The sequence below is a fragment of the Actinokineospora auranticolor genome, assembly GCF_041897805.1.
Classification (GTDB): domain Bacteria; phylum Actinomycetota; class Actinomycetes; order Mycobacteriales; family Pseudonocardiaceae; genus Actinokineospora; species Actinokineospora auranticolor.
Genome location: NZ_CP154825.1, coordinates 896,258 through 920,688 on the forward strand (window position 1 = coordinate 896,258; position 24,431 = coordinate 920,688).

The 24,431-nt window shown below is 69.3% G+C and carries 32 protein-coding genes; 9 read left to right on the forward strand and 23 right to left on the reverse strand.

From position 1 onward, the window contains the following. Nucleotides 1–9: 9 nt before the first annotated feature. Both V5P93_RS04395 and V5P93_RS04400 read right to left on the reverse strand, forming a co-directional pair. Complete coding sequence (locus V5P93_RS04395; RefSeq protein ID WP_245931043.1) at nucleotides 10–921, reverse strand: hypothetical protein; 912 nt, start codon at nucleotides 919–921, stop codon at nucleotides 10–12. Nucleotides 922–1,779: 858 nt separating this feature from the next. Beyond that, nucleotides 1,780–3,288, reverse strand: coding sequence for an ATP-dependent DNA ligase (locus V5P93_RS04400; protein ID WP_104477766.1), 1,509 nt, complete (start codon nucleotides 3,286–3,288; stop codon nucleotides 1,780–1,782). A gap of 129 nt (nucleotides 3,289–3,417) precedes the next feature. Here V5P93_RS04400 and V5P93_RS04405 point away from each other — a divergent pair, with 129 nt between their 5' ends. Next, the gene (locus V5P93_RS04405; protein ID WP_104477081.1) at nucleotides 3,418–3,606 is read left to right on the forward strand and encodes a hypothetical protein; all 189 of its coding nucleotides are present in this window, start codon (nucleotides 3,418–3,420) and stop codon (nucleotides 3,604–3,606) included. Here the strand turns inward: V5P93_RS04405 and V5P93_RS04410 are convergent. Both V5P93_RS04410 and V5P93_RS04415 read right to left on the reverse strand, forming a co-directional pair. Then, nucleotides 3,593–4,984, reverse strand: a complete 1,392-nt coding sequence (locus V5P93_RS04410) for a PLP-dependent aminotransferase family protein (RefSeq protein WP_104477079.1) — start codon at nucleotides 4,982–4,984, stop codon at nucleotides 3,593–3,595. The genes V5P93_RS04405 and V5P93_RS04410 overlap by 14 nt on opposite strands. Nucleotides 4,985–5,231: 247 nt before the next feature. After that, on the reverse strand, nucleotides 5,232–5,384 hold the full coding sequence (locus V5P93_RS04415) for a hypothetical protein (RefSeq protein ID WP_181043315.1): 153 nt from the start codon (nucleotides 5,382–5,384) through the stop codon (nucleotides 5,232–5,234). Nucleotides 5,385–5,534: 150 nt separating this feature from the next. Here V5P93_RS04415 and V5P93_RS04420 point away from each other — a divergent pair, with 150 nt between their 5' ends. Both V5P93_RS04420 and V5P93_RS04425 read left to right on the forward strand, forming a co-directional pair. After that, complete coding sequence (locus V5P93_RS04420) at nucleotides 5,535–6,026, forward strand: pentapeptide repeat-containing protein (protein WP_181043314.1); 492 nt, start codon at nucleotides 5,535–5,537, stop codon at nucleotides 6,024–6,026. A gap of 67 nt (nucleotides 6,027–6,093) precedes the next feature. Then, nucleotides 6,094–7,071 (forward strand): DMT family transporter, encoded by a 978-nt coding sequence (locus tag V5P93_RS04425; RefSeq protein WP_245931041.1) that lies wholly within the window; start codon nucleotides 6,094–6,096, stop codon nucleotides 7,069–7,071. 38 nt (nucleotides 7,072–7,109) lie between these two features. Here the strand turns inward: V5P93_RS04425 and V5P93_RS04430 are convergent, their stop codons facing one another. Then, nucleotides 7,110–7,379: a hypothetical protein gene (locus V5P93_RS04430; protein ID WP_146107923.1), complete on the reverse strand. Its 270-nt coding sequence runs from the start codon at nucleotides 7,377–7,379 to the stop codon at nucleotides 7,110–7,112. Nucleotides 7,380–7,594: 215 nt separating this feature from the next. Here V5P93_RS04430 and V5P93_RS04435 point away from each other — a divergent pair, with 215 nt between their 5' ends. From V5P93_RS04435 to V5P93_RS04445, 3 genes are read left to right on the forward strand one after another with little or no spacing between them, the layout of a single operon-like run. Next, the gene (locus V5P93_RS04435) at nucleotides 7,595–8,353 is read left to right on the forward strand and encodes a helix-turn-helix transcriptional regulator (RefSeq protein ID WP_245931039.1); all 759 of its coding nucleotides are present in this window, start codon (nucleotides 7,595–7,597) and stop codon (nucleotides 8,351–8,353) included. Continuing rightward, the gene (locus V5P93_RS04440) at nucleotides 8,350–8,556 is read left to right on the forward strand and encodes a DUF397 domain-containing protein (protein ID WP_245931037.1); all 207 of its coding nucleotides are present in this window, start codon (nucleotides 8,350–8,352) and stop codon (nucleotides 8,554–8,556) included. The genes V5P93_RS04435 and V5P93_RS04440 overlap by 4 nt, the downstream gene beginning before the upstream one ends. 55 nt (nucleotides 8,557–8,611) lie before the next feature. Beyond that, entirely contained in the window at nucleotides 8,612–8,788 is a 177-nt protein-coding gene (locus V5P93_RS04445; protein WP_104477071.1) for a DUF397 domain-containing protein, read from the forward strand. On the opposite strand, the gene V5P93_RS04450 is transcribed toward V5P93_RS04445, so the two are convergent. Continuing rightward, a complete protein-coding gene (locus V5P93_RS04450) occupies nucleotides 8,767–9,750 on the reverse strand; it encodes an NAD(P)/FAD-dependent oxidoreductase (RefSeq protein WP_104477069.1) in 984 nt (327 codons plus the stop codon). The genes V5P93_RS04445 and V5P93_RS04450 overlap by 22 nt on opposite strands. Nucleotides 9,751–9,859: 109 nt before the next feature. Between V5P93_RS04450 and V5P93_RS04455 the strand changes: the two genes are divergently transcribed. Then, on the forward strand, nucleotides 9,860–11,248 hold the full coding sequence (locus V5P93_RS04455; RefSeq protein WP_104477068.1) for a class II fumarate hydratase: 1,389 nt from the start codon (nucleotides 9,860–9,862) through the stop codon (nucleotides 11,246–11,248). 2 nt (nucleotides 11,249–11,250) lie between these two features. On the opposite strand, the gene V5P93_RS04460 is transcribed toward V5P93_RS04455, so the two are convergent. From V5P93_RS04460 to glpX, 10 genes are all read right to left on the reverse strand, one after another. Next, entirely contained in the window at nucleotides 11,251–11,388 is a 138-nt protein-coding gene (locus tag V5P93_RS04460; RefSeq protein WP_181043313.1) for a hypothetical protein, read from the reverse strand. A gap of 111 nt (nucleotides 11,389–11,499) precedes the next feature. Beyond that, on the reverse strand, nucleotides 11,500–11,673 hold the full coding sequence (locus tag V5P93_RS04465; RefSeq protein WP_181043312.1) for a hypothetical protein: 174 nt from the start codon (nucleotides 11,671–11,673) through the stop codon (nucleotides 11,500–11,502). A 49-nt stretch (nucleotides 11,674–11,722) separates the two neighbouring features. Further along, the gene (locus tag V5P93_RS04470) at nucleotides 11,723–11,917 is read right to left on the reverse strand and encodes a hypothetical protein (RefSeq protein WP_104477064.1); all 195 of its coding nucleotides are present in this window, start codon (nucleotides 11,915–11,917) and stop codon (nucleotides 11,723–11,725) included. Between the two features lie 134 nt (nucleotides 11,918–12,051). Beyond that, nucleotides 12,052–12,471: a hypothetical protein gene (locus V5P93_RS04475; protein ID WP_104477062.1), complete on the reverse strand. Its 420-nt coding sequence runs from the start codon at nucleotides 12,469–12,471 to the stop codon at nucleotides 12,052–12,054. A 229-nt stretch (nucleotides 12,472–12,700) separates the two neighbouring features. Then, on the reverse strand, nucleotides 12,701–12,910 hold the full coding sequence (locus V5P93_RS04480) for a hypothetical protein (RefSeq protein ID WP_146107922.1): 210 nt from the start codon (nucleotides 12,908–12,910) through the stop codon (nucleotides 12,701–12,703). A gap of 224 nt (nucleotides 12,911–13,134) precedes the next feature. Then, a complete protein-coding gene (locus V5P93_RS04485; RefSeq protein ID WP_104477061.1) occupies nucleotides 13,135–13,326 on the reverse strand; it encodes a hypothetical protein in 192 nt (63 codons plus the stop codon). A gap of 332 nt (nucleotides 13,327–13,658) precedes the next feature. Next, complete coding sequence (locus tag V5P93_RS04490) at nucleotides 13,659–13,859, reverse strand: hypothetical protein (RefSeq protein WP_146107921.1); 201 nt, start codon at nucleotides 13,857–13,859, stop codon at nucleotides 13,659–13,661. Between the two features lie 53 nt (nucleotides 13,860–13,912). Next, nucleotides 13,913–15,823: an RHS repeat-associated core domain-containing protein gene (locus V5P93_RS04495; RefSeq protein WP_181043311.1), complete on the reverse strand. Its 1,911-nt coding sequence runs from the start codon at nucleotides 15,821–15,823 to the stop codon at nucleotides 13,913–13,915. Nucleotides 15,824–16,006: 183 nt separating this feature from the next. Next, nucleotides 16,007–16,681 (reverse strand): L,D-transpeptidase, encoded by a 675-nt coding sequence (locus tag V5P93_RS04500; protein WP_104477055.1) that lies wholly within the window; start codon nucleotides 16,679–16,681, stop codon nucleotides 16,007–16,009. Nucleotides 16,682–16,820: 139 nt separating this feature from the next. Then, complete coding sequence (gene glpX, locus V5P93_RS04505) at nucleotides 16,821–17,873, reverse strand: class II fructose-bisphosphatase (RefSeq protein ID WP_104477053.1); 1,053 nt, start codon at nucleotides 17,871–17,873, stop codon at nucleotides 16,821–16,823. Between the two features lie 137 nt (nucleotides 17,874–18,010). On the opposite strand from glpX, the gene V5P93_RS04510 reads away from it, so the two are divergent. Beyond that, on the forward strand, nucleotides 18,011–18,547 hold the full coding sequence (locus tag V5P93_RS04510) for a DUF4245 domain-containing protein (RefSeq protein WP_104477051.1): 537 nt from the start codon (nucleotides 18,011–18,013) through the stop codon (nucleotides 18,545–18,547). 276 nt (nucleotides 18,548–18,823) lie between these two features. Here V5P93_RS04510 and V5P93_RS04515 read toward each other — a convergent pair whose 3' ends face one another. The 6 genes from V5P93_RS04515 to V5P93_RS04540 form a co-directional block, all read right to left on the reverse strand. Beyond that, a complete protein-coding gene (locus V5P93_RS04515) occupies nucleotides 18,824–19,249 on the reverse strand; it encodes a hypothetical protein (protein ID WP_104477049.1) in 426 nt (141 codons plus the stop codon). Between the two features lie 411 nt (nucleotides 19,250–19,660). After that, a complete protein-coding gene (locus V5P93_RS04520) occupies nucleotides 19,661–19,888 on the reverse strand; it encodes a hypothetical protein (protein ID WP_146107920.1) in 228 nt (75 codons plus the stop codon). Nucleotides 19,889–19,937: 49 nt separating this feature from the next. Continuing rightward, nucleotides 19,938–20,144 (reverse strand): exodeoxyribonuclease VII small subunit, encoded by a 207-nt coding sequence (locus V5P93_RS04525; RefSeq protein WP_104477044.1) that lies wholly within the window; start codon nucleotides 20,142–20,144, stop codon nucleotides 19,938–19,940. Further along, a complete protein-coding gene (locus V5P93_RS04530) occupies nucleotides 20,141–20,563 on the reverse strand; it encodes a sugar ABC transporter substrate-binding protein (protein ID WP_104477043.1) in 423 nt (140 codons plus the stop codon). Before V5P93_RS04530 ends, V5P93_RS04525 begins: the two co-directional genes overlap by 4 nt. A gap of 2 nt (nucleotides 20,564–20,565) precedes the next feature. Next, nucleotides 20,566–21,810, reverse strand: a complete 1,245-nt coding sequence (gene xseA, locus V5P93_RS04535) for an exodeoxyribonuclease VII large subunit (protein WP_104477041.1) — start codon at nucleotides 21,808–21,810, stop codon at nucleotides 20,566–20,568. Between the two features lie 13 nt (nucleotides 21,811–21,823). Next, nucleotides 21,824–22,417, reverse strand: coding sequence for a lipid droplet-associated protein (locus V5P93_RS04540; RefSeq protein ID WP_104477040.1), 594 nt, complete (start codon nucleotides 22,415–22,417; stop codon nucleotides 21,824–21,826). A gap of 27 nt (nucleotides 22,418–22,444) precedes the next feature. Between V5P93_RS04540 and V5P93_RS04545 the strand changes: the two genes are divergently transcribed. After that, on the forward strand, nucleotides 22,445–23,455 hold the full coding sequence (locus V5P93_RS04545; protein ID WP_374066425.1) for a 4-hydroxy-3-methylbut-2-enyl diphosphate reductase: 1,011 nt from the start codon (nucleotides 22,445–22,447) through the stop codon (nucleotides 23,453–23,455). A 103-nt stretch (nucleotides 23,456–23,558) separates the two neighbouring features. On the opposite strand, the gene V5P93_RS04550 is transcribed toward V5P93_RS04545, so the two are convergent. Beyond that, complete coding sequence (locus tag V5P93_RS04550; protein ID WP_104477036.1) at nucleotides 23,559–24,278, reverse strand: DUF6542 domain-containing protein; 720 nt, start codon at nucleotides 24,276–24,278, stop codon at nucleotides 23,559–23,561. Nucleotides 24,279–24,431 lie beyond the last annotated feature (153 nt).

Sequence of the window (24,431 nt, forward strand, 5' to 3'; positions counted from 1 at the left end):
GGTACGGGCTCAGCGCCACTCCAGCGAGATCCCGGCGATGCCGCGCTCGGAGCCGGGGTAGTAGGCGCTGACCACGTACCCCCGGTCGCAGTACAGCTCGGTCGACACGGTCGGGGGACGGCTTTCGGTGATGCGGACCTCCTGGACGCACCGGGCCGGGACGTCCTCGGTGGGGAGTTGCATCTGGAGCAGGTACGGCCCGGACGGCGCGCGGAAGATCCGGAAGTAGCCGGGGCACTCGACCCCGGAGTCGTCCTCGACCGTGTAGCTGATGACGGCGGTTTCACCTTCGGTGAGGGTCCGGTCGAACATCAGCTCGAAGATCACCGACACGTCCTTGCGCCGCACCCGGCCGAGCCGGCACCCGTCCCCCGCGGTGACCCGCACGACGTCGACGTCGCAGCCGGGCTCGCCGTGGTAGACGGCCACGTACCGGTCGACCCCGGTCTCCAGCGCCCGACCGACGAGCAGCGTGTGCACCTTGGCCTGTGACCGATCAACCCCGATGGTCACCCGCTCGTGGGCGAGTTGCAACTCCATCGAGGAGTTGCACCGCTCAGGGTCAGCACCGATATCGGCCAGCAACTCCCGCGTCGTCGGCCCCGCGACGACCAGCTCGGCGAACGACGCCGACGGCGGCGTCCGGCGCGGGGTCCGCTGCCGGGGCCCGAGCAGGACGACGAGCGAGTCGGTGGGTAACCCCAGCACGCTCTCCAGCCCACGCACGGCCCCGAGCGCGTGATGCACGTCCGGGTGGCGCAGCCCGCGTTGCCAGTAACTGAGGGTGGACTCGGCGATGGAGATATCCATTCGCGACAGATGGGCGCGCAACCGGGCCAACGACAGGCCCCGATGCTCGATGGCGGTCCGCAACGCCACGTGGAACGGCCCCCGCCGCAGGGCGTCCCCAAGCACATCCACAGACACCAGACCTCCGACGCGGCCCGAACGGGTGAAGAATGTGAACGTTCACGGTAGCCATCGAGGTCGGCGCGGTAAAGACACAAACCCGCCAATGGCACCAAAGCGCCTGGGTTGCCGGCGAATGACCGTCGGAAACGCTGTTGTAGGAGCAAGTCGACGAACCTGGAGCGCTGTGGGGCGAGGGTTGGGCGGACGGCCCTTCACTCACTCGAACACCGAGGTGAACGGCCAACGAGACACGGTGCCGCGGGGCGGCCGCATGCCTCCGGCCCCCGGTATCAGGCTTATCGAGGGGGACCGGCACTTCCCGGCGAAGATGATCAAGCCGGTGGACCGCTTGAAGGCGCGCCCGGCAGCGCATCGACCGGCCGCCTCCGCCCGCCGCTGCGGTCTAGCGGTGATCGACGGATGCCTCCGGCCCCCGGTAACCATTCTACCGAGGAGGGCTGACAGTTCCTGGCGAAGACGATCAAGCCTGTGGACAACTCGAAGGCGCTTCGACCAGCCGGCCCGCGCCGCCGCTGCGACCCGGTGATGATCAACCGATGCCTCCGGCCCCCGATGACCATTCTACCGAGGAGGGCCGACACTTCCCGTCGAAGATGATCAAGCCTGTGGACAATCGGCCAGGTTGTGGCCTCCCGCGGTGCCATCCACAGCGCTCGTCCACAGTCATCCACAGGCTTGATCATCTTCGCTCGGAACTGTCGGTGCCCGCCGGTAGAATGGATACCGGGGGCCGGAGGCGTGCCAAGATCATCCCGGCGTGCCGCTCAAGGCGCGGGGAGACCGCTGGCGGGACCCTGCATGAGACCCGCAGGCAGCCGGGGTGCATGTTGACCATGCTGCGGTGCTCTACTCGCCGCCGGGGAGCAGGGTTCGGACGGTGGTGATCGTGTCGGCGTCGGCCGGTTCCTTGTCCGGTCGGTAGCGGACCACCCTCGCGAACCGCAGGGCGACGCCGCCGGGGTAGCGGGTGCTGACCTGCACGCCGTCCAGGGCGATCTCGACCACCAAGGCCGGGTGCAGGTACACCGCCCACTCATCACGCGCGGATTCGTGGGTGGGGAATTCCTGGGTTTGCCATTTCAGCAGGTCGTCGGTCAGGCCCTTGAACGTCTTGCCCACCATGACGTATCCGCCATCGGGATCGCGGGCCCCCAGGTGCAGATTCGACAGATACCCCGTCCGGCGACCGTGCCCCCATTCTGCGGCCAAGACGACCAGATCCAGCGTGTGCACGGGCTTGATTTTCTGCCAAGCCTTTCCTCGACGCCCCGCCTGGTAGGTCGAGTCCAGGTCCTTGACCATCACGCCCTCGTGGCCCGACGACAGCGCCGCCTCCAGGAAGTCCGACGTCCCCTCCGTCGTCCCCGGGATCACGTGCGTGCCCACGACCTCGACCAACGCCGCCACGCGCGCCCGCAGTGGGCGGTCGATCAGGTCCTCGCCGTCCAGGTGGAGGCAGTCGAAGAAATAGGGTCTCAACAGCAGTGCCTTGACCTGTTCCTCGACCGTGCTGCCGAACCGGCTCATCGTCTCCTGAAAAGGTCGTGGACGCCCATCATCGTTCAGGGCCAGGGTTTCGCCGTCCAGTACAACCGATTCGCAGGTGAATCCCCGAACCAATTCCACCAATTCGGGAACGGAAGATGTTATTTCTCGCAGGGTGCGGGTGTAAACGCTCACGCGCTCGGCGTCTTTGTGTACCTGGATTCGGGCTCCATCCATTTTGTACTCCACCCGGCAGGGCTCCAGCTCCGCCACCGCCTCCTCGAACGACGACCCCGGCGACGCCAGCATCGGTCGGACCGGGCGGTGCAGTTCGATCCGGAACGCCGCCAGTGCCTGCACACCACCGGTCAACGCCGCCGACGCGGTGGCTGGGAGGCGGCCCGAAAGCATGAAAGCCCGCCGCACGGCCGCGCCCGGGACGTCGGCGGCGCGGGCGATCGCGTCGAGCATCACTCCTTCGAGGGCGCCTTGGCGCAGTTCGCCCGTCAGCAGCGCGCGCAGGAACCGCTGTTCGACGGCGGTGGCGGCGGCGAACAGCTCGGTCAGCAGCGCGGTGCGGCGGGCCGCCGAGCCCTTGCCGCTGGTCTCCGCGATCTCGGCCAGCACGCCGTCCACCGCGGCCACCGACAGCCCCGCCACCGCCGCGGGCTCCTCGTCGACGGCCAGCACCGTGCGCCAGCCCGCGCCGATGCGGCCCTGGCGGGGCGCGCCCGACAGGTACGCCACGACCGGCGCCACCTCGTCCTCCGCCGCCCGCCGCAGCAGGTCGGCCAGGGCGTCGACCTTCGCCAGCCGGGACCGGGTGGACCCGACCTCCGTCGAGACCGCGACCACGTCCCCGAAGCTCAGCACGCCCTCATCGTGCCCGCGACCACCGACATCCACCATCGCGCGAACCCGGCGGAGCTCGTTCGCAACCCCGGGCCCGCTCAGCCGTCTTGATCTGTGAGCCCCTCGCGCACCCAGTGGAGCCCAGAAATGCGTCTTCTCCTCGCCGTCGTGGTCGGCACGGCGGCTTTGGCGTTGTCGGGCTGTGCCGAGCGCACACCGACACCCGCCGCCGAGCACGAGCTGCCCCGACCGGCCCGTGTGGCCATACCGGTGGACCCGCCCGTGCAGAGCTGGACCGAGGCGGGCGGTTCGGTGTGGACGGTCAGGTCGCGCTGACCTCGGCGATCTCCGCCACCGCGGCGCGCAGCCGATCGACCGACAGGGCGGCGTAGCCGACCACCAGACCGGGGAAGGGACTGGTGGACAGCGCGTACCCCGACAGCGCGGGTGCGTTGATACCCCGCCGCGACAACGCCTCTTGCAACGCCGCGTCATCCGTGCCGTCCGGCAGGCGCAACACAAGGTGCAGTCCTGCGGCGACACCGTGCGGTCGCCACGTCGGTAGGGCGGATTCGACAGCTTCCAGAAGAGCGTCTCGACGGCGTCGGTAGAGCTGTCGGCTGCGTCTTAAATGCCGGTCGTACCCGCCGGATCTCAGCATGTGCGCGAAGGCGGCCTGCGGCAGGGGAGAGCACCCGAGGTCGGACAGGCGTTTGTGGTCAACGACCCTCTTACGCAAAGCGGCCGGAACGACCATCCACCCCAACCGGATAGCGGGAGCGAGCACTTTGCTCACGCTGCCCAGGTAGACGACACGGTCGCGGTCGAGCACCTGCGTCGTACCGACCGCTGGACGGTCGTAGCGGTGTTCGGCGTCGTAGTCGTCCTCCAAGACGTAACCGTCACGTTCACGTGCCCACGCCACCAACGCCCTACGACGCTGCGGACTCAGTACGACCCCCAACGGGAACTGGTGCGCCGAGGTGACCAAGACGGCCCGGCAACCGCTGCGCGGCAAGAGGTCGACGCGCATGCCGTCTTCATCCACCGGGATCGGCACCGGTCGCAGACCGTGGGCCTGGAGGGCTTCGGATGACCCCGGGTGGGTGGGGTCCTCGACCGCGATCGAGTGGTGACCGGCGGCTTTGAGTACGCGGGCGATCAGTGACTGGCTCTCCGCGACCCCGTGCGTGATCACGACATCGGCCGCCTCGACCGCGCGCACACGGCCGAGGTACGCCGCCAGCTCCGTCCGCAACGCGGGTAGGCCCGCCGGGTCCGGGTAGCCGAGGTCGTCGTCGGTCAGCGTCGCCAGACCGGCCTTGGACGCGGACTGCCATTCCGCGCGGGGGAAGGCGCTCAACGCCGGTACGCCGGGGCGGAGGTCGTAGCGCCACCGGGGACGCGGCTCGGTCGGAGGAGGTGCGGCTACTTCGGATCCGGCGGGCGTAGTGGCGACGGTGGTGCCGGAGCCGTGTTTGGCCTTGAGGTAGCCCTCGGCGACCAGTTGCGCGTAGGCGGCGCTGACCGTGCCCCGGGACAGGCCGAGCTGACCGGCCAAGTCGCGTGTGGAGGGCAGCCGGGTGCCCTGGGGGAGTCGGCCGTCCCGGATCGCCGCCCGGACCGCGGCCTCCAGCGTCCGTCCGCGCCTGCCGTGGCCGGTCTCGGCGAGGTCGGGGACCAGCAGTTCGCGGAAAGTCGACCAGCCGGGCATACCGCCAGCCTACGGTCCGTCGCGCTCGGGCCCGGTGCGCGATCACAAGGGTATGAAGTCACCGCTGCGCCCATCGGTCCCGCCGTCGGGAACCCCCGTCCGGGGCGCTCGTCTCCGCGTTCCCGCAGGTACTCGGCGCCTGCCCGCGAAGGCGCAGCGAACCGCCCGGGCCGGGGCGGTGTCCGGGGCGGTCATTCAGGCGGTCACGGCGATAACGGCGATCGGCGCGCTGATCTTCACGAACCTGTCATTGGACGCGACCCGGGAAGGCCAGTACACGAAGGCGGTCGAGCAGCTCGGGCAACAGGGTGCGGACCGCCTCCAGGTACGACTCGGCGGCATCTACGCCCTGGAACGCCTCGCCGTCGACTCGCCCCGCGACCAGCCCACCGTGGTCCAAGTACTCAGCGCCTTCATCCGCACCACTACGGCACGTGTTCCACAAGACAGCCGGCACAGGCCCGCCTGCCCTGATCGCGCAGTTCCACCGGATGTCGAGGCGGCACTCCGGGTGATCGCTTCGCGCGATACGGCGCAAGACGGTGGTGCCGTGGTCGACCTCTCCACCGCCTGCCTCGACGCGGCCACGCCCATGATCACGTACCAGGCCGGTGGCATGGCGACGCTGGGGATGAGCGGCGTCGATCTCGAAGGCGCGCGGCTGTCCGGCGCGCGGTTGCTGGGCACCAGCCTGACCAACGCCGACCTGGAGCGGACCGATCTCCGCCACGCGATCCTGGCGGGCACCTGGTTGACCAAGGCCCGGCTGCTGGACGCCGGTCTGGACCAGGCCGTGCTTTTCGCCGCTGATCTCGGCGAGGCGAACCTGGCAGGCGCGAAGCTGACCGGCGCGGGCTTGGACTCGGCGAACCTCCAACGCGCGAACCTGGCAGGCGCTGATCTGTCCGGTGCCGACCTGTCCGGCGCGGACCTGCTCGGTGCCGACCTGTCCGGTGCCGATCTCACCGGGGTGGTGCACGACGCGCAGACCAGGGTTGATGGCGTGGTCACCGACGCGAAGACCGCGGGGAAGTGGTGGTGAAGTGGACCAGTCTTGAGCCACCTAAGTGGAGCTGTTGCCCGGTCCACTTGCGGGTGAAAGTGACGGGGTGACCGCTGAACCACAAACCCGTCCACACCACACCCGCCCGAACCGCCTGGCCATCGGCGGCGGCCTGCTCGCCGCCGCCATGGTCGGCGGGTCGGTGCCGATCTCCGGGATGCTCGCCGGCCTCCCGCTGCTCCTGGGGCAGTCCATCCGCTACGGCCTGGGGGCCGTGCTGCTGGTGTTGTTCATGCGCTGGCGGGGGACGCGGATCGAGCGGCCTCGGCAGCGGGACGTGCCCGCGCTGGTGGCTGTGGTCGTAGTGGGGATGCTCGGGTTCAACGCGTGCATGATCACCGCGCAGGGGTTCGCGGAGCCGGGGCTGGTGGCGGCGGTGCTCGGTGGGAGCCCGTTGGTGCTTGCAGCGGTTGCACCGCTGATGGTCGGTAAGAGGCCCACCGCGCGCACCTTGGTTGGGGCGGCCGTAGTGGTGTCCGGGGTGGTGGTGCTGTCCGGGGGCGGTAGTTGGACCGGGCCGGGGTTGGTGCTGTCCGTGCTGACGATGTTGTGCGAGGCCGGTTTCACGCTGTTCGCCGTCGGCGTGGTGGGGCGACTGGGGGCGATGTCGGTCGCGTTGTGGACGCACGTCGTCGCGGCCGTGGGAGGGGCGGCGTTGTCGGCGGTGTTCGAGCCGTGGCGGGCGCCGACCGGGGGTGAGGGGGTGGCGCTGCTGGTCGTCGCGGTGATGACGGTGGTGGCGTTCGCGATCTGGTACCAGGCGGTCTCGGTGTTGGGGGCGGACCGCGCGGGGGTGCTGATCGGGGTGATGCCCGCAGCGGGGCTGGTGGTCTCGGTGGCGGTGGGGGCGCAGGTGTTGACCTGGGTGGGGGTGGCCGGGGTGTTCGTAGTGGGACTTGGGTGCGTGATCGGTCTGCTGACACCGAAGGCGCGAAGTAGGCGGTTTGTTGCCTCAGTTGCAACGAGGGACGCGCGGGTGCCCAACCGGATGGCCGGTGAATGCATGGAAGTCGAGACGAGCTAAGAGGGCACCCGCGCGGTAAATGCGTAAGAGAGCGTTGATTAGGCGGTTTCGTCGAAGGACTCCATCCAGTCGATGGTGTTGGACATGTAGCGGCCGAGGACGGCGCACTGCTTGGCGGTGAGGACGATGTGGGCGCCGGTGGCGTCGGTGATGGTGATGTCCGGCATGCGCATCGTCATGATGGCCGCCCCGCCGTGCTCGTCGGCGGGGACCGCCCAGGTTCGGCTGACGGGGAGCCGGTCCATGATTTTCTGGTGGATCTCGGCGACGCGGGCGGCATCCTCGTCGGTGTCGTCCATAATGGTCACGGGGCCTCCTGGTAATGTTGGGAGTGGACTGTTGTGGCAGAAGAGTGACTTGTTGCAACCGGTGCACGGTATAGCCCGATCGTGTGATTGCGCGATGGGTGTGTGTTCGAAAGTATGCGGCCATGCCGGGAAACTCTCACACGTCGGTGCGGTCGAGGACTGTCGCTGCGGAACTGCGAAAGTTGCGGGAGGCGCAGGGCCTGACCTGCGCGGAGGTGGGTGACAAGCTGGGGATGTCGACCAGCAAGGTCAGTCGGATCGAGACCGGGAGAAGCGGGCTACAGGCGGACGATGTTCTGACCTTGCTCGGCTTCTACCAGGTCCACGGGAACCGCAGGGCAGAGCTGATGGACCTGCTACGGCGCGGAGATGAGAAGGGCTGGTGGGAACGACAACCCGGGCTTCCGACCCTATGGCGAGCCCTCATCGACTTCGAGGCGAAGGCTCTGCGGATCCAGAACTACGAGTCCCTGCTCATCCCGGGGCTGCTACAGACGGCTGAGTACGCATCGGCAATCTTGCAAGCCCTGGAGTCGACATTGTCGGCGGCGGAGGTCGACAACCTGGTGGCCTCGCGCATGGCTCGTCAGGCAATCCTCACCCGGTCCAGCGCGCCGAACTACCTTGCGATCATGCATGAGGCTGCGGTTCGACTGCCTGTGGGCGGTCCAGGAGTGATGGCGCGCCAGTTGCGGTGGCTCCAGGAGATGAACGAGCGGCCTAGCGTCAGCGTCCGGCTAGTCCCGATCTCCGCTGGGGCGAACGCCGGGCTGCGAGGCGGCTTCATGGTCTTGGAGTTCGGCGATGAGCCTGCCCTCGTCTTTGCTGAGAACCAGGAGACGGCCCTGTTCCAGGAGGAGGAAGCTGATCTTGCTGGCTACCGATTGGCGCTCCGCAATATTCTGAACGTGGCTCTTGCGCCTGATGCAACAGCTGAACGACTCTCCGCCATCGTGGCTGAGATGAGCACATGAGGGAAGAGGAACGCACCATGTCCGCGATGGACCTCAAGACCGCCCGTTGGCGCAAGAGCAGCCGCAGCAGCAACGTCGCCAACTGTGTCGAGCTGGCCCACACCGGTGCTGTTGCCGCTGTTCGCGACTCGAAGAACGCCTCGGGTCCTGCGTTGGTGCTGCCGTCGGCAGCGCTGGCGTCCCTGGTCGCCACTGTCCGTTGATTGACACCCGGTCGGTGCTGGTTCGGCCAGCACCGACCGTGGCACTCTGAGGTTCGTGCACCCCACCTGGCGCAAGAGCACTCGCAGCACGGACCAGGCCAACTGTGTCGAGTTGGCCTACAACGGCGCTGTCGCGGCGGTGCGGGACTCGAAGAACATCCCGGGGCCCACCCTCGCTCTGTCGCCGTCGGCGTTGCGGGCGCTGGTCGCCTACTCCGCTGCGCTGGAGTGACCTGGGAACAGGTGCGCGTCCGGGTTCAGGGCCACCGCGATGTTGTTCACGGCTGTGGCGGCCTCGCCGAAGCCCGTCGCGATCAGCTTGACCTTGCCCGGGTAGGCCGCGACGTCGCCTGCCGCGTAGACCCTGTCCCTCGCGGTGCGCATGGTCGAGTCCACGGAGATCGAGCGGTGGTCGATCTCCAGACCCCACGAATCGATCGGGCCCAGGTCCGCGGTGAAGCCGAGGGCGGCCACCACGGCCTGCGCCGGTAGCACTACCTCCTCCTCCGACCCCTTCACCGCTATCCGAGCCTCTCTTAGGCCCTCGTCGTCACCTATCAACGCCGTGACCTCGGCGTCGGTGATGATCCGGACGCCCAACGCCTCTACCTGACGCACCGTTGCGGGCATGGCGCGGAACTTCGCGCGGCGGTGCACCAGCGTCACGCTTGTTGCAACCGGGTGCAGGGCCAGGGCCCAGTCGAAAGCCGAGTCGCCGCCGCCGACGATGATCACGTCCTGGTCGCGGTGCGCGTCGAGGGCGGGCACGAAGTGCACCATGCCGCGGCCGAGCCAACCGTCGCCCGCAGGGAGGGGGCGCGGGGTGAACTCGCCGATACCGGCCGTGATCAGGACCGCGCCCGCGTTGACCGTGGCGCCACCGTCCAGCTCCACCAGGAATCTTCCGTCCACTTCGGACAACGCCAGTGCGCGCCTGCCCAGCAGGTACGTCGGCTTCCACTGGTTCGCCTGCTCCACCAGGGCCTCGACCAGGTCCCGGCCGCGCACGGCGGGGAACCCGGCCACGTCGTAGATCTGCTTCTCCGGGTACATCGCGGTGATCTGACCACCGGGCTCGGGCAGGGAGTCCACGACCGCGGTGGTCAGGTCGCGGAAACCGGCGTAGTAGGCGGCGAACAGGCCGGTCGGGCCCGCGCCGACTATCAGGAGGTCGACTTCGGTAGGAGCGGTCATCGGGGGCACCTGCTCTTCCGCGTGGTGGGCGGTGGGACGCGTCCACCGACCACCCTATTGTGGGGAAGCTGACCATGCCCAGGTCCGCGCACGGGGCGAGACTTGCCATATGGCCGACTTCCGCATCGAGCACGACACCATGGGCGAGGTCCGGGTCCCCGCCGACGCACTCTGGCGCGCGCAGACCCAACGGGCCGTCGAGAACTTCCCCATCTCCGGCCGCGGCCTCGAACGCGCCCAGATCCGGGCGCTGGGCCTGCTCAAGGCCGCCGCCGCCCGGGTCAACGGCCGGTTGGGGGTGCTGCCGCCGGAGGTCGCCGACGCCATCGCCGCCGCGGCGGGCGCGGTGGCCGACGGGGCGCACGACGACCAGTTCCCGATCGACGTGTTCCAGACCGGGTCGGGCACGTCGTCGAACATGAACGCCAACGAGGTCATCGCCACCCTCGCCACCCGGGCGCTGGGGCGGGACGTGCACCCGAACGACCACGTCAACGCCTCGCAGTCGTCGAACGACACGTTCCCGACGACCCTGCACCTGGCCGTCACCGAGGCCGTGGTGACCGACGTGATCCCTGCTCTGGAGCAGCTGGCCTCGGCGCTGGAGGCCCGGCTGCCGGAGTGGGCGTCGGCGGTTAAGTCCGGCCGCACCCACCTCATGGACGCCGTGCCGGTGACGTTCGCGCAGGAAGCGGGCGCCTGGGCCGCCCAGGTCCGCTACGGGGTGGAGCGACTCCGGTCGGTGCTCCCCCGATTGGGCGAGCTACCGATCGGGGGAACGGCGGTGGGCAGCGGGCTCAACGCCCCGCCCGGCTTCGGCGCCGCCGTGTCCACCGAGCTGGCGTCGATCACCGGCCTACCGCTGACCGAGGCCCGCGACCACTTCGAGGCCCAGGCCACCCAGGACTCGGTCGTCGAGGCGTCCGGCCAGCTGCGCACGGTGGCCGTGTCGCTGTACAAGATCGCCAACGACCTGCGGTGGCTGGGCTCGGGTCCGCGCGCGGGGCTGGCGGAGCTGGCGTTGCCGGACCTGCAACCGGGGTCGTCGATCATGCCGGGGAAGGTCAACCCGGTGATCCCGGAGGCCACGATGATGGTGGTGGCACAGGTCATCGGCAACGACGCGGCGGTGGCGTTCGCGGGCAGCCAGGGCAACTTCCAGCTCAACGTGATGCTGCCGGTGATCGCCCGCAATGTTCTGGAGTCCGGTCGGTTGCTGGGCGCGGTGGCGCGGCTGCTGGCGTCGAAGGTCGTCGAGGGGCTGACGGTGCACGAAGACCGGATGCGCGCGTACGCGGAGTCTTCTTCTTCGATCGTGACGCCGCTGAACAAGTACCTGGGGTACGAGGAGGCGGCGTCGATCGCGAAGCAGTCATTGAAGGAGGGGAAGACGATTCGGGAGGTGGTGGAGGAACGGGGGCACGTGAGCGCGGGGAAACTGACCGAGGAGGAACTCACCCAGGCCCTCGACGTCCTCCGCATGGCGGAGGGTGGCTGACCCTACCTGCGCTTCTTCACGCCGGAGGAGGCGAACGCCCACATGCCGAACATGATCGCTCCCCCGGCGCCGACGAGGTTGCGGACCGTCTCCTGTGGCTCAGATGGTTGATCGCGCCCGACGTTGCCCAGCGTGATCACGAGCGTCCCGGCTAGTAGGAGCAGTGCGCCCGTCAGCAGGACGAGTACGACGGCTCGTCCGGGTCTGTCCTGCCCATGGTGTTCCTTTCCGTTTGGCGACAACGGTTTGGGTCAGTGGTTCTTGCGCTTGGCGTGGTTCTTTTCGCCTTCGTGAGCTTGTGCGGCCATGAAAAGCGACAGGCCACCTATCGCTCCGGTCCAATCCCGCCTGCTCGAATCCGCGTCATCGACGATCGTGAAGACCATCGAGACGCCGATCAGCGTGACAGCGATCGCGGCGAGCACCCAAACCACTACCTTGCCCGGGTCTAGTCGTGGACTCATTGCGGGCCTCTCATCCTTGGGGTGGTTGGGCAGGGCATGTGGGGTGTTTGCGCTGGTTGCGTTTGATGTGCGACTGGGTGATCCAGCCCGCTGTGAAGCCGCCGAATATGCCGCTGATTCCGGGGACCTTGTCGTGGAGGAAGGTCATCGCCGGGATGGCCACGACGAGGTAGATCGCGATGAAGACGATGGATTTGGTTGTCATCTGCGAAGAACCCCCTCGAGAGCGCCTTCAGCCTTTTTGTCTGCAAAGATGGCGCTGAACCCTGCGGCGAGGATGACGAATTGCCGAGTGTGGTTGGTGGGTGTCATGGGTTTTGATTTCTTGCTTGGTCGGGGTCAGCAAGAGTTGTTCAACCACCCTTTGCGGAGGATCACGCCTGACGTGATCGCGGCGAGCACGGCCACGACGCCGATCGCGACGCCGCGTGGGGCTCCCAAGAAGGCCGTGATCGCGCCCGCACTCATCCCCGTCAGGACGAGGGCTCCCAGCACGACGGCCCGTTTCCGGCGCGATTGACCAGGTATGGCAGCCCCCTCGGTCGAGTCGGTCGGTTCCGCTTGGGTGGCGTGGAAATCGCGAATTGCGCGGAGGGCTGCTCGGACGGTGGGGATGCCTAGTGCGACCAGGACAACGAGAACGATGAGGGCGAGAAGCCGGGTGCCAATGGTCAACATCAGTACGATGCTGATCGCCGCGACGACCGTCATCGCGGTGTACAGCCGGATCATCTGGCGGAGGTTCTTGCCGGAATCCACATCGCCTCCTCGAGGTGGGTCTGGTCCAGCGGGGCGCAGTGATCAAGTTCCCCGAACCGCCGCAGTCGAACCGCGGTTTGCGTGATGGTGTGAAAAGCAAAACGGCCCCGCACGGATGCGGGGCCGTCCTCGAAATATTTGGGGGTTACGGCACGACCTGGACGAGTCGTGCCACCCCTTGTGGACGATCACGCCGCGGCGACACCGAGCGCGCCGCCGGACTGGACTCTTAGTCGGTGTTATTTTGCCTTGCTCTGCGATACTTAAACCAGTCTATGGTCGCATCGAAAATGAATCCGCCCGTCAGGGCCCCTACGGTAACCGTCGCCCATGCGGGTCGATCAAGAACAAAAAAAGCAACAATGGAAGCGACCAAGAGAAGGGTGAAGGCAATGAAATAGTAACGCAAACCGTGTGGCGGCCATCCGTTGTCGCTCATCCGAGAATCTTCCCTGTCAAGCCGGGCAATTTAGCAGCTCCCTTCCGCAAACCAGTGCCGACTGGGATGCGGTTGACCCTGGGCGGCGGTGTCCACACTGTGCTCGGAAGTGGTTGTGCTACAGCGGTTTCTGTCTCCGCATGGCGAACGGCGGCTGACCAGGCGAGGGGGGCGGCCGGTGTGGCCGCACCCCTCGCGGTGGTCGATTCAGACCCGCCCCGCGGTCAGCGCCGCCGGTGCCGCTTCCAGTCGACGAACCCCTCGACGATGAACCCACCCAGGAACGTCCCGGAGAGGATCAGGAGCCAAGGCGCCCGCTCGATGAGGAGGATGCCGACCACCGTGGCGACCAGCAACAGCGGGCAGACGATGAGGTAGTACTTCCGGCCGCGCTGCGGCGCGTCTGAATCGTTCATCAGAACAACTTCCCTATCAAGCCGGGGAGTCGCGACCCGCCCTTGAGAATCCCGCCCCCGACGCCGATCAGACCGTCGACCCGGACTTCCTCCGGGCTGCCGCCGCCCAGCTTGGAACCAAGCCCGCACCGCAGCCCCTGTCAGCCCGCCGACCACCGCGGCCGCTCCGACACAACAGGTTGTGGAGGAGCGGGGGCACGTGAGCGCGGGGAAGCTGACCGAAGAGGAGCTGACCCAGGCTCTCGACGTCTCCGCATGGCGGAGGGCGGCTCACCTTCGGGTTTGTAGCGACTCGCCGAGTGCGCACGGTGCTCCTTACCCAACGTCGACGGCTATTCCCGCTCGGTGTATTCGCGGAATATTCGGATGGCCGCGCGGACGGTAGGGACGGCGAGCGCGGCCAGGACAACGACAAGGATGATTGCGATAATCCGGTTGCCGGTGGTGAAGAGCAACACGCTGCCGACCGCCGCGACGGCCGTCATCAGGACGGACAGCCGGATCATCCGGCGGCGGTTCTTCGCGGAATCCACGTCTCCTCCAGGTGGAGGGGGTGGCCCGGACCGGGCCACCCACAGTCTCGCCGTTAACGCCTGAGCTTGCGGTACGCCTTGCCCAGCAGGCCGCCGACCCCGCCGCCCAACGCGCCGCCGACCGCGCCGCTGATGAAGGCGTCACGGACCTTCCCGGAGTCGCCGCCGATGACCGCGCCCGTGCCGCCCGTGACGACGGACACGGTGACGCCACCGATCAGGCAGGCCGCGCCACCGGTTCCCACGCACGCCGCTCCCGCGATGGCAGCGCCGATCGCGGCGCCACCCCAACCCCCGACGCCCTGGCCGAAGTCGGCCCAGCTGTAGGCCCCGGTGGGGTCGCTGTTGTTGATGGGGTCGGATCCGGCGTAGGCGTACGAGTTCCGCTCCTGGCCGGTCGGGTCCGGGTTGGTGAACCGGCCGAGGGTCGGCGTGTAGTAGCGGTAGTCGAACACCGTCTGGCCGCTGGCCAGGGTGTAGCCGCCGTTGTAGCGGAACGGGTTGTGGTTGGCGAAGATGCTGGTAATTCCAGGGGTGGCGCCGTAAGGGGTGTAGGTGTAGGTGGCGGCGAGCGCGCCGGTGGTGTCGACCAGGCCCAGGACGCTGCCCTGGTGGTCGGTCACCAGGTTGTACCGGTTGTTGCCGCTCTTCTCCGTGATCAGCTTGCCGTCGGGGTCGCGGGACACGCTGATCCGGGTGCCGCCGCGCACGACGCTGCTGGTGCCCAGCGCGGTGTGGGTGAACACGTGGTCGGTGCCGGACTCGGTGATCGTGCGCGGCTGGGTCTGGTTGACCGTGTCGTAGGTGGCGGCGAAGGTCTGGGTGCCGCCGGTGGTCGTGCGTACGAGCTGGTTGGTCGTCGAGTACTCGTGCGCGGTGGCGGGGTGGGTGACCGAGGTCAGGTTCCCGGCGCCGTCGTAGCCGAAGGTCTGGCTCCCGGTGCCGGTGAGCTGGTTGGCGGTGTTGACGGTGTGCGCGGTCCCGGCGAGGTTGGTGATGTTGTCCGCGCGGTCGACGGCGAAGGTGGTCGTACCTGCCTTGGTGAGGTGGCGCTGGGTGTCGTAGGTGTAGTCGGTGGTGACCCCGGCGATGGTCTTGGACTGCAACAGGTCGCTGTCCGCGGTCCCGGCCGTGTAGCTGTAGGTCGCCTTCAGCAGCTCGGTACCACCGGTGTTCTTGGCCACCAACGCGGTGAGGCGTCCCGCGTTGTCATACGTGTTGGACTGAGTGCCCGCGCCGGGCCACGTAGTAGTAGTGCGGCGGTCGGCGTTGTCGTAGGCGAAGGTCGTGGTCTGGCCGAACGCGTCCGCCAGCGAGGTGAGGCGGTTGGCGGCGTCGTAGTTGTACGTCGCGGTGCCTGCCGGGTCGGTCAGGGTCTTGAGGTTGCCCGCCTTGTCGTAGGTGTAGTCGACCTTCTTGCCGGCGCCGTCGGTGATGCTGGTGATCCGCGACAGGGAGTCGTAGCCGTAGCGGGCCTGGCCGAGCGGGGCGGGCGGGGTCACGGTGATCAAGTTCCCCGGACCGTCGTAGCCGAACCATGTCTTGGCGCCCTTGGCGTCGGTGACCTCGGTCAGGAGCCGCTTGGGGCTGCTGTGGGAGCGCTTCTCCAGGTCCGCGGCCAGTGGCGTCGAAGGTGTACGTGACCTGGTTGCCGTTCGGGTCGGTCTCCACCACCGTGTCGTCCGGGTTCTCCGCGAACGACGTCTCGGCGGCACCGCCTGCCGGGGCGTGACCACCTTCGTGACGGCGCCCGGCTGGATGGCCGTGTCGTACTCGAACAGCCTCTGGCGCCCCAGCGGATCGGCCAGCGACCGGGGGCGGCTCCAGTCGCCCTCACCGGTGATCGCGTTGCCGTTGCGGTCCTTGCGGTTCAACGGCCACCCGAACGCGTCGTAGTCCCACGTCTCACCGGAGTCCAGGAACCGCGCCGTGTACGACCCGCCCGCGTTCCGCACCAGCTTCACCCGCACACCGTGCCCATCGACCGGGAGTGTCGGCTCTCACGGCTTGTCACCGGTATGCGATGTTTGGGCACGTCGGGTCGGGCGTGATACGACCGGTGGCGTAGTGCGGTGCAAACCTCGCGTTTGAGTGAAAAGCAAAACGGCCCCGCCGGAAAGCGGGGCCGTCCTGGAAGTATTTGGTGGTTACGGGACGACCTGGACCGTGTCGCCGACCTTGAGGGAGTTGAAGTACATCTTCGCGGCCGCCGCCGACAGGTGGATGCAGCCGTGCGACTGGACCTTCAGGCTGCCCTGGTGGAAGGCGATCCCGCCGTTGAAGAAGACCGAGTAGGGCATCGGCGCGTTGTTGAACTCGCTGCTCTTGTGGTCGATGTCCTTCCAGCCCACCTTGAAGGTGCCCGGCGGGGTGCGGTGGCCGGGGCGGCCCGAGGTGATCGGGACCGGGCCGTAGACGACCTTGCCGTTCTCCAGCAGCCACGACTGGTTCGCCGACAGATCGATGCACGCGCGCACCGTCGCGGCGCAGGGGGCGCCTTCGGCCTTCGCGGGCGGCGGGGGCTTGGGCGTCGTGGTGGTCGGCTTGGGCGTCGTAGTGGTGGTCTTCGTGGTGGTGGTGGTCGGCTTCGGTTTGGTCGTAGTGGTCGTGGGCGCGACGGTGGTGGTCGTAGTAGTGGTCGTCGTCGGCTCGACTGTCGTCGTGGTGGTCTGGGTGGTCGTCGTGGTGGAGGTCGTTGTCGACGTGACCGTTGTCGTCGTGGCCGGGGCCTGGGCGGTGGCGCCCTCACTGGTCCCGCACGCCGCCAGCAGCGCACCGGCGGCCACGACCGCCGTGCCCAGCACCAGCCTCTTCACCTGCATGTGCGGCTCCCGCCTTCCCCAGGGGTCCCGAAGCCAGACCCATCGCGCATAACGACGTCACACCACCCGCCCGGGTTGTGCCACGCAACCAACCCGTTACCCGGCGCGTCCGCGCGGGGACGCGCCGGGGTGTTCGCCACTACGGCAGCGGCGGGATGTTGCCGTCGGCGGTCTCTTCGCGGTCGAAGTCGACCGAGGAGTACTCCCGCAGCTTGGTGAGCCGGTGGAAACCGTCGATCATCCGGATCGTGCCGGACTTGGAGCGCATGACGATGGATTGCGTCGTGCATCCACCCGATCGGTAGTGCACGCCGCGCAGGAGGTCACCGCCGGTGACGCCGGTGGCGCAGAAGAAGACGTTGTCGCCGCGCACCAGGTCGTCGGTGTGCAGGACGCGGTCGAGGTCGTGGCCCGCGGCGATGGCCTTGGCGCGCTCCTCGGCGTCCTTGGGCCACAGGCGGCCCTGGATCGCGCCGCCCATGCACTTGAGCGCGCAGGCCGCGATGATGCCCTCGGGGGTGCCGCCGATGCCGAGCAGCAGGTCGACGCCGGTGTTCGGGCGGGCGGCGGAGATCGCGCCCGCGACGTCGCCGTCGGAGATGAAGTGGATGCGCGCGCCCGCCTCGCGGACCTCGCGGACCAGCGACTCGTGCCGCGGCCGGTCGAGGATGCACACCGTCACGTCGGAGACGTCGGTGTTCTTGGCCTTGGCCACGCGGCGGATGTTCTCCGCGACCGGGGCGGTGATGTCGACGACGTCGGCCGCCTCCGGCCCGACGGCCAGCTTCTCCATGTAGAAGACCGCCGACGGGTCGAACATCGCGCCCCGCTCGGCCACCGCCAGCACCGCGATGGCGCCGGGCATGCCCTTGGACATCAGCGTGGTGCCGTCGATCGGGTCGACCGCGACGTCGCAGTCCGGCCCGTCGCCGTTGCCGACCTCCTCACCGTTGTAGAGCATCGGCGCCTCGTCCTTCTCACCCTCGCCGATGACCACCACACCGCGCATGGAGACCGTGCCGACCAGCTTGCGCATCGCGTCGACGGCCGCCTGGTCGCCCCCGTTCTTGTCCCCGCGACCGACCCACCGGCCCGCGGCCATGGCCGCCGCCTCGGTGACCCGGACCAGCTCCAGCGCGAGGTTGCGGTCGGGGGCTTCCCGGTGTCGCGCGGCGGTGGACGGAGTGCTCATGGGTGTTTGCCTCCCGGTTTGCGGTGGGGCGCCTGCGCTGTGCAGACCAATCCGCATCCTCCCAGATCAGGGTGTGTACCTGGCTATGGAGCGGGCCGTGCGCCTCGTCACCCGGCGGGGCCTGCGACCATGTCCGGGTGGCCTCCAACCGCCTGACCCACGGCCCCCGGGACATGCTGCTGTCCCTGTTGGCCCTGCTCGTGATCATCGGCGCCATCCTGTTCCTGAACCGCGGCTGCTCGTTCAGCCCCGGCACCCCGGTCTCGGACCCGGCCACCGCCCCGAAGGTCGACGTCGCGGCTTCGTTGAGTCGGGCGAAGGAGCCGTTCCGGGTCCGGGTGCCCGCGGTGCCCGAGGGGTGGCGCGGGAACAGCTTCACCAGCGGCAAGGTCGAGCCGAGCGGGCGGGTCGTGCGCGCGGGGTGGCTGACGCCGGAGAAGTTCATGCAGCTGAGCCAGTCGGACGCGGACATCATGCCGCTGGTGGCCAGCGAGACGGGCGAGGGCGCGGGGGCCACGGGGACGGTGGACGTGTCGGGTACACAGTGGACCGTGTTCCCGGGGCGGCGCGCGGAGAAGGCGTGGGTGGCGGACGTCGACGGGGTGCGGTTGTTGATCACCGGTACCGGCTCGGAGAACGACTTCCGCACCTTGGCGACGGCCAGCACGGCCTAGGTGGTCAGGTCGGGCTTCTGGGTGCGGTCGGCACCATGGCTGGAGAACGGGCAGTTCGAGCGCGTGCCGGGGTGAGGTCGATCGCCACGGCAACAAGGCGGCCGACGCGCCTTGTTGATCACGGTGATTCGTCGACGAACGCCGCTGGTCGGAGGTATCGACAGGTCTGGAAGTGTGGGCACCGCGCGATCGCGGTGACGACCGGACGTCGCGAATCGGAACCCGGTGCGTCCACCAGCAGGTCATCATCGAGATGGAGATTCGTTCGGTGGTGACTTACACGGTCGTGGCCGCCTGCGCCACGACCTCGCTGGCCAGTGCGCCGCCGTCGGGGGCGAGCGCGTAGTAGCGCAGCGCCGGGGTGTTGGCGCTGTCGCTCGGTTCCACCCGCTCCGTGAGCATCCCCGACTCGGTGAACAGCCGGAGCGCGGCCCGGGCCTGGTTGAGGGGTACCCCGGTCTGGTGGCACACCCCGCGCAGGGTGACCTCGCCGCGGTCCGGGTCGCGGAAGAAGCGGGCGACCTCGGCCATGGCCTGCCGGAACAGCAGCCCGTCCGGTGCGGTCAGCATCCGCCGGGCGGTCGCGCGCCGGGCGGCCCTCAGCTTGACCAGGTCCAGGCGGTCCCGGAGTGCGTCCGACTGGTCTGCGACCAGGCCGTTGAACCAGGCGACGACCTCGGTGGGTGTGGTCTCGTCGGTCACCGGTCGTCTCCCAGCAGTTGGCGCAAGCGCTTTCGTCCGTGTCGGAGGTTGCTGCGCACCTGCTCCGACGGCACCCCCAGGTGCTCGGCCATCTCGGCCGGGTTGAGACCGGCCAAGTCCAAGCACGACCTCGCGCTGCTTGTCCGGCAGTGCCGCGACCGCCTCCCGGACCGCCAGCCGCGTGTCGACGAGGCCGGACCCCTCCGGGGCGACCGCGTCCGACTCGGTCACCTCGCGGGTCGGCTCGCCGGTCAGCCGCGTCGCTTTCCGACCCGCGACCACCAGCGTCCAAGCCTTGGGGTGCTCGACGTCGTCCCAGGAGGTCAACAGCTCGGCCGTGGCGTCGTCGGCCGCCTCCGCCGCGATCGCCGGAGTGTGGCCGCGACCGATCAGGACGGCGACGAGCCTGGGTCACCAGGCCAGGTAGAAGTCGTCGAAACCGTCCACTGCGTCCTCCGCCGCGCGACTGCCCGTACCGGTGATCATCGCGACCAGCACGATGGCCGCTACCACCAGTGCGGCGACGAGGGTGACGCGTTCGGAGCCCGTGGTCGCGAAGAGGGTGCCCAGGCCGGCGAGCATCGAGGTCACCAGCAGCGCCACCGGTTGGCCCGTGGCGGGTGGGTCGGAGGTCGTCATGACCTGGAGTGCGCTCAGCAGCACCCGGCGTGAAATGTGACTCCGGTCACTACCTGGAGTCGTCGGCCTCCGCCGCCGCCAGCGCCGTCTCGACGCGTTCGCGGGCGCCCGCGAGGTGGCGGTCGCAGATCTTGGCCAGGGTCTCGCCGCGTTCCCACAGGGTCAGGGAGTCCTCAAGGGACAGGCCGCCCGCTTCCAGTTTGGCGACCACGGCCGCCAGTTCGTCGCGGGCCTGTTCGTAGCCGGGGTCGGTCACCGGGATTGCGTCTCCAGTCGGTGGGTGGCCTGGTGGGCACCGGCCAGCGCGGTGGCGACCGCCTGGTCGTAGCCGACGAAGGCCTCCGCGAAGTCGGCGCCGTCGCGTTCGGCGACGGCTTCCTCGATGCGCGCGCGGGCCCGGTCGATCCGGCCCCGGTGGCACGCGCCCGCGGTTTGCCACCAGGACTGCCCGGCGTAGGCCGAGGTGGCCTCGGACAGTTCGCGCAGTCTACCGGGGAGTTGGTGGCGGCCGGGCGCGTCGCAGCCCGCCAGCAGGGCGGCCCAGCACTCGGCCGCGGCCGAATCGGCGCGGCGGGCGGTGGTCTGGACCGCGCGGGCCGACTCCGCCGCCTGGCACACCGCGCCCACCGTGGACAGTGTGAGCGGGAGGAACGTGGGTTCACGATACGTGCGCACCGCTACCTCCCTTCGCCTGCCGCTTCCCGGTCGCCGGTCACGACCGCGTGCAGGGCGCCGTCGGCGAGCCTGATGCGGACGGTGGCGCCCTCCGGCGCGTCCTCGATCGTGCGGAGAACCCGGGGAGTCCCGTCGGCACCGGTGTGCTGTACGACCGCGTACCCTCGGGCAAGAGTGGCGGCTGGCCCCAAGGTCGTCAAGCGGGCACGTGTAGCCGTCAGCGCCGCCCGCTCCTCCGCGAGCCGCGACTGCAGCGCCCGCCGACTCCGCCCAACGAGTGAATCGACCTGCTCGGCGTGCCTGCGCAGCGGGGTCAGCGGGTCGGAGAGCACAGGTCGGCTGCGCAGTTGCGCCAGCACCCGCAGCTCCCGATCCACCCATCCGTGCAGCGCCCGCCGGGCCCGGTCGCGCAGCTGGCGGACCCGGGCCGACTCCTCGGCGACGTCCGGCACCACCCGCTTGCCCGCGTCGGTCGGGGTGGAACACCGCACGTCGGCGACGTGGTCGAGCAGCGGGGTGTCCGGCTCGTGGCCGATCGCGCTGAGCACCGGCGTGCGGCAGTCGGACACCGCCCGGCACAGCGCCTCGTCGGAGAACGGCAGCAGGTCCTCGACGCTGCCGCCGCCGCGCGCGATGACGATCACCTCGACCTCGGGGTCGCGGTCGAGCACCCGCAGCGCGTCCAGGATCTGCGGTACGGCCATCGCGCCCTGCACCGCCACGTTCTCCACCCGGAACGCGACCGCGGGCCAGCGCGCGCTCGCGTTGGCCAGCACGTCCCGCTCGGCCGCCGACGCCCGGCCGGTGATCAGCCCGACCTTCTTCGGCAGGAACGGCGGCCTGCGCTTGCGCCGCTGGTCGAACAGGCCCTCGGCGGCCAGCAGCTTGCGCAGCCGCTCGATGCGGGCCAGCAGTTCGCCGATGCCGACCGCGCGGATCTCGTCGGCGCGCAGGCTGAGCGTGCCGCGGTTGAGGTAGAAGGTCGGCTTCGCGTGCACGATGATGCGCGCGCCGTCGGTCAGCGGCGGCTCGTGGCTGCGCAGCATCTGCGTGGCGCAGGTGACGGTCATCGACACGTCCGCGGCGGGGTCACGCAGGGTGAGGAACGCCGTGCCGGTACCCGGACGGGCGGAGATCTGGGTGACCTGGCCCTCGACCCAGACCGTGCCCAGCCGGTGGACCCAGTCGGCGATCTTGCGGGCGACCGTGCGGACCGGCCAGGGCTCTTCTGGGGTGGGGGCGCTCACGTGTGCGGTGTTCTCAGACTTCCTCGGTGGCGCTCGCCTCGGCGTCGCGGACGGTGGCGATGCGGCGGGTCAACATGGTCACGTACTGCGGCCGGTTCTCGCCTGCCCGCTCGTGGGCGAGCAGTTCCTCCAGCGTCTCCACCGTGAAACCGCGCAGCCGCGCGCGCAACTGGGCCAGCGACAGGTCGTGGTAGTTCGGCAGCGACTCCGGGCCGCGGCGCTCGTCCCACAGCTCCTCGACGGCCGCGGGGTCGTCCTGCGCGACCTCGACGAAGTCGTCGGACTCGGCCGCGTCGGCGTCGGCGTCATCCGCGACCCGGTCGAACGGCGGGCGGTAGTGCCCGTCCGCACCCTCGGTGTCGTCGACGTCCTCGTCGAAGGTCGCCCACTCGGGCTTCTCCTCGACCGGGCGCAGCGCGGCCAGCACCTCGTCGCCCTTGATGGCCAACTCGGTGACGTGCTGTTGCACCCGCATCGACGCCTGCAACGCCTGGCTGACCACGGTCACCGGCAGGCCCGCGAGCCGTGTCGGCAGGTCACGGGCCCGCTCGACGGCGGTGGCGGCCAGCCCGGCCGCGACGCGCAGCGGCAGGGGGAGAGTGTTCATGGGGATAAGCCTGCCCGAGTCGCGGCGATCTGCACAGCGAGGCCCGGGCCACATCGGGGCGCGCCGTACCCTGGGGGCATGACTGCCCCCACCAAGCGGGTCCTGCTCGCCAAGCCGCGCGGCTACTGCGCCGGTGTCGACCGGGCGGTGATCACCGTCGAGAAGGCCCTGGAGACCTACGGGGCGCCGGTGTACGTGCGCAAGGAGATCGTCCACAACCGCCACGTCGTCGAGACGCTGCGCGAGCGCGGCGCGATCTTCGTCGACGAGGCCGACGAGGTGCCCGAGGGCGCGATGGTGGTGTTCTCCGCGCACGGCGTCTCGCCCGCGGTGCACGAGCAGGCGGCGTCCCGCAACCTGCGCACGATCGACGCGACCTGCCCGCTGGTCACCAAGGTCCACTTCGAAGCCAAGCGCTTCGCCAAGGAGGACTACGACATCCTGCTCATCGGGCACGAGGGGCACGAGGAGGTCGAGGGGACCGCGGGGGAGGCGCCCGACCACGTGCAGCTGGTGGACACCGCCGAGGACGTGGACAAGGTCGTGGTGCGCGACCCGGCCAAGGTCATCTGGCTGTCGCAGACCACCCTCTCGGTCGACGAGACGATGGAGCGCGTCGACCAGCTGCGCGAGCGCTTCCCCGACCTGCAGAACCCGCCGAGCGACGACATCTGCTACGCCACGCAGAACCGCCAGGTCGCGGTGAAAGCCATGGCGCCGCAGTGCGAACTGGTCATCGTGGTCGGCTCGCAGAACTCGTCCAACTCCAAGCGGCTCGTCGAGGTCGCGGTGCAGGCCGGGGCGAACGCGTCCTACCTGGTCGACTTCGCGCACGAGGTGCAGGAGTCGTGGTTGGAGGGTGTGACGACCGTGGGTGTCACCAGTGGCGCGTCGGTGCCGGACAACCTGGTGATGGACCTGCTGGTGTGGCTGGCCGAGCGCGGGTACGCCGATGTGGACGAGGTGACCACCGCGAACGAGAAGGTGGCCTTCGCGCTGCCGCCCGAGCTGCGGCGGGACCTGAAGCCCGCTCGCTGAGGACTGTCCACAGTGGAGAAATCCGCTGTGGTGGCGCTGCTTGTCCGTGACGCTGGAGCCCGGTTGACCGACCGGGCTCTTCGTCGTTCTCGGGGGTACCCGCTCAGCGCTCGTCGGCGCTGCGCGGCGCGGGGCGCCTGCTCGGGGTGGCGGTGCGGCGGTCGCTCGCGCGGTCCGATCCACCCCGCTCGCCCTGGCGCGGGGAGTTGCCGGGGCGGTCCGAACCCGTGCGGGGGGCGGTGGAGCGCGGCCGGTCGGCACCGCTGCGGCCGGAACCGGGGCGGTCCGACGAGCCGGAGGTGCGGGCGGGCCGGTCGTCCGTCGGGCGCCTGCTCGCCGGGCGCGTCGGCGGGTTCGGGTCGCGCTGGGTGAACAGCCGGACGACGCCGAGCACGACGCAGATGCCGGTGCCCCAGGCCATCGCCGGGAAGCTGCTGGTGAGGGGCAGCCCGACGGTCAGCACGACCTGCCTGAGGCCGCCGCCACCGGTGTTGGTGAGCGCGAGCTTGCCGACGACCGCTACCACCGCGAACACGAGCGGTGGTTGAACCATCGGGGCGAACAGGCTGCTGCGCCGCACCAGGCAGACCGCCGCCACGCAGGCGACGACGAAGGTGATCTGGAAGAGCGCGCCCAGGTTGTTCTGCTCCTGCACGGGCAGGCTCTTGTGCTGCTGGATGTCGACCACCATGGCGACCGCGCTGAGGCCGAAGGCGAGCAGCACCGCGCCCCACCACGGCAGGCCCCGCGACCGACCGAGGATCGGGCGCTCGTCCCACGCGGGCTCGGCGCGGTCATCGTCTAGATCACGGCTCGCGGACACCCGGCACACGTTAGTCCGTCACGTCACACCTCTGACGACTGTCGTCCGCAACAAATCGCCGGGATCACCCGTTGTTGTGATCTCAGACACCGGTTCCGTGTTCACTTTGTCCGACTTGTCACCCGGTTGGGCTACTAGTGCGTCACTTCCGCA

What these genes read in the sequence shown, in the direction of transcription:
- V5P93_RS04480 (WP_146107922.1), bottom strand. Translation starts at nt 12,910, where the DNA reads ATGAGCGACAACGGATGGCCGCCACACGGTTTGCGTTACTATTTCATT.
- V5P93_RS04440 (WP_245931037.1), top strand. Translation starts at nt 8,350, where the DNA reads ATGAGGGAAGAGGAACGCACCATGTCCGCGATGGACCTCAAGACCGCC.
- V5P93_RS04540 (WP_104477040.1), bottom strand. Translation starts at nt 22,417, where the DNA reads ATGAACACTCTCCCCCTGCCGCTGCGCGTCGCGGCCGGGCTGGCCGCC.
- glpX (WP_104477053.1), bottom strand. Translation starts at nt 17,873, where the DNA reads ATGAGCACTCCGTCCACCGCCGCGCGACACCGGGAAGCCCCCGACCGC.
- V5P93_RS04485 (WP_104477061.1), bottom strand. Translation starts at nt 13,326, where the DNA reads ATGAACGATTCAGACGCGCCGCAGCGCGGCCGGAAGTACTACCTCATC.
- V5P93_RS04500 (WP_104477055.1), bottom strand. Translation starts at nt 16,681, where the DNA reads ATGCAGGTGAAGAGGCTGGTGCTGGGCACGGCGGTCGTGGCCGCCGGT.
- V5P93_RS04455 (WP_104477068.1), top strand. Translation starts at nt 9,860, where the DNA reads ATGGCCGACTTCCGCATCGAGCACGACACCATGGGCGAGGTCCGGGTC.
- V5P93_RS04520 (WP_146107920.1), bottom strand. Translation starts at nt 19,888, where the DNA reads ATGACGACCTCCGACCCACCCGCCACGGGCCAACCGGTGGCGCTGCTG.
- V5P93_RS04410 (WP_104477079.1), bottom strand. Translation starts at nt 4,984, where the DNA reads ATGCCCGGCTGGTCGACTTTCCGCGAACTGCTGGTCCCCGACCTCGCC.
- V5P93_RS04405 (WP_104477081.1), top strand. Translation starts at nt 3,418, where the DNA reads ATGCGTCTTCTCCTCGCCGTCGTGGTCGGCACGGCGGCTTTGGCGTTG.
- V5P93_RS04470 (WP_104477064.1), bottom strand. Translation starts at nt 11,917, where the DNA reads ATGACAACCAAATCCATCGTCTTCATCGCGATCTACCTCGTCGTGGCC.
- V5P93_RS04450 (WP_104477069.1), bottom strand. Translation starts at nt 9,750, where the DNA reads ATGACCGCTCCTACCGAAGTCGACCTCCTGATAGTCGGCGCGGGCCCG.